At 47.8% G+C, this 2,806-nt stretch carries 1 tRNA gene and 2 rRNA genes (1 of these 3 only partly in view); all 3 read right to left on the bottom strand.

The annotated features are described in order from the left end of the window. Positions 1-630: ribosomal RNA gene (locus tag BMG01_RS09970) — 23S ribosomal RNA — on the bottom strand; it reaches 2,285 nt to the left of the window's first position. A gap of 188 nt (positions 631-818) precedes the next feature. Further along, a tRNA-Ala gene (locus BMG01_RS09975) sits at positions 819-891 on the bottom strand. A 113-nt stretch (positions 892-1,004) separates the two neighbouring features. Next, positions 1,005-2,555: ribosomal RNA gene (locus BMG01_RS09980) — 16S ribosomal RNA — on the bottom strand. Together the 16S and 23S rRNA genes with 1 tRNA gene alongside form the textbook arrangement of a ribosomal RNA operon. Positions 2,556-2,806 lie beyond the last annotated feature (251 nt).

Here is a 2,806-nt window from a genome sequence, read left to right on the forward strand (position 1 = left end):
CGTAACTCGCCGGTTCATTCTACAAAAGGCACGCCATCACCCATTAACGGGCTCTGACTTCTTGTAGGCGTCGTGGTTTCAGGAACTATTTCACTCCCCTTCCGGGGTGCTTTTCACCTTTCCCTCACGGTACTGGTTCACTATCGGTCACTAGGGAGTATTTAGCCTTACGGGATGGTCCCCGCGGATTCCGACCGGATTTCTCGTGTCCGGCCGTACTCAGGATCCTGAAAAGAGTCTGCTTTATTTCGCTTACGGGGCTATCACCCTATTTTGCCAAGCTTCCCAACTTGTTCTGCTATAAAACACTTTTGTAACTCTTATTTATCAGTCCTACAACCCCAACATGCAAGCACGTTGGTTTGGGCTCTTCCCCGTTCGCTCGCCGCTACTGAGGGAATCGATTTTTCTTTCTGCTCCTGCTGCTAATGAGATGTTTCAGTTCACAGCGTATTCCGTCAAATATCCTATGTATTCAGATACAGACAACTCTTACGAGTTAGGTTTCCCCATTCGGAAATCTCTGGGTCATAGCGTACTTACCGCTCACCAAAGCTTATCGTAGTTAGTCACGTCCTTCATCGGCTCCTAGTGCCAAGGCATCCACCACGCGCCCTTATTAACTTAACCTAACAGCCGAAACTGTTGTTTAAGTTTATGAGTTGGTCATTTTTCAGACCTGCGATTAAACCGTTCTTTATTAAAGAACTTTTTTGTGTTGTTTCTCGGTTCATTTATCACAATCTTACGATTGTTTTTAAAAGAATTTGTTACTATTCAGTTTTCAATGTGCAACTCGCTAGCCTTGCGACTAGCTATGGAGAATAGCGGGATCGAACCGCTGACCCCCTGCTTGCAAAGCAGGTGCTCTCCCAGCTGAGCTAATTCCCCATAGGATCACTTCTGAACATGATACCTATTCCAGTATCACACTCAAAACTAAACAAAACTTTGAACTTCACGAACTGACATCTAAGTCACTGTCGCTTTCCGATTATCCTTAGAAAGGAGGTGATCCAGCCGCAGGTTCTCCTACGGCTACCTTGTTACGACTTCACCCCAGTCATCTGTCCTGCCTTAGACGGCTCCTTCCTAAAAGGTTAGGCCACCGGCTTTGGGCATTACAAACTCCCATGGTGTGACGGGCGGTGTGTACAAGACCCGGGAACGTATTCACCGCGGCGTGCTGATCCGCGATTACTAGCGATTCCGACTTCATGTAGTCGAGTTGCAGACTACAATCCGAACTGAGACGTACTTTAAGAGATTAGCTCACCCTCGCGGGTTGGCAACTCGTTGTATACGCCATTGTAGCACGTGTGTAGCCCAGGTCATAAGGGGCATGATGATCTGACGTCGTCCCCGCCTTCCTCCGGCTTGTCACCGGCAGTCTCGCTAGAGTGCCCATCTGAATGCTGGCAACTAACAATAAGGGTTGCGCTCGTTGCGGGACTTAACCCAACATCTCACGACACGAGCTGACGACGACCATGCACCACCTGTCACTTTGTCTCCGAAGAGAACACTTCTATCTCTAAAAGCTTCAAAGGATGTCAAGACCTGGTAAGGTTCTTCGCGTTGCTTCGAATTAAACCACATGCTCCACCGCTTGTGCGGGTCCCCGTCAATTCCTTTGAGTTTCAACCTTGCGGTCGTACTCCCCAGGCGGAACACTTAATGCGTTAGCTTCGGCACTAAGAGGCGGAAACCTCCTAACACCTAGTGTTCATCGTTTACGGTGTGGACTACCAGGGTATCTAATCCTGTTTGCTACCCACACTTTCGAGCCTCAACGTCAGTTACAGTCCAGTAAGCCGCCTTCGCCACTGGTGTTCTTCCATATATCTACGCATTCCACCGCTACACATGGAGTTCCACTTACCTCTACTGCACTCAAGTTAACCAGTTTCCAATGCCATTCCGGAGTTGAGCTCCGGGCTTTCACATCAGACTTAATCAACCGTCTGCGCTCGCTTTACGCCCAATAAATCCGGATAACGCTCGGGACATACGTATTACCGCGGCTGCTGGCACGTATTTAGCCGTCCCTTTCTGGTATGGTACCGTCAAACTAAAATCATTCCCTATTCTAGCTGTTCTTCCCATACAACAGTGCTTTACGACCCGAAAGCCTTCATCACACACGCGGCGTTGCTCCATCAGGCTTTCGCCCATTGTGGAAGATTCCCTACTGCAGCCTCCCGTAGGAGTTTGGGCCGTGTCTCAGTCCCAATGTGGCCGATCAGTCTCTCAACTCGGCTATGCATCATTGTCTTGGTAGGCCTTTACCCCACCAACTAACTAATGCACCGCGGATCCATCTCTAGGTGACGCCAAAGCGCCTTTTAACTTCGTATCATGCGACACTAAGTTTCATTCGGTATTAGCATCTGTTTCCAAATGTTATCCCCAGCCTTGAGGCAGGTTGTCCACGTGTTACTCACCCGTTCGCCACTCACTTGAAAGGTGCAAGCACCTTTCGCTGTGCGTTCGACTTGCATGTATTAGGCACGCCGCCAGCGTTCATCCTGAGCCAGGATCAAACTCTCAATTTGAAAATTTGAAGATTGCTCTTCGATTAAACTGACGATTATTTCGCTATATTCTCTATAACGCTAATCCGTTTATTGTTTGTTACGAATTGACTTCGCAAATTTGTTTTTGTTACTTAAGTAACAGCCACAGATTCGTTTGTTCAAAGTTTTGTTCAGTTTTCAATGTGCTACTTATTGCCCCTTGAGACAACTATATTATCTTATCACCTTGTTCTTGCCTTGTCAACTACTTTCTTCGTTGACTCGCTCAA

It is taken from the genome of Leuconostoc sp. BM2 (genome assembly GCF_002095565.1).
In the GTDB taxonomy this organism is placed as follows: domain Bacteria; phylum Bacillota; class Bacilli; order Lactobacillales; family Lactobacillaceae; genus Leuconostoc; species Leuconostoc falkenbergense.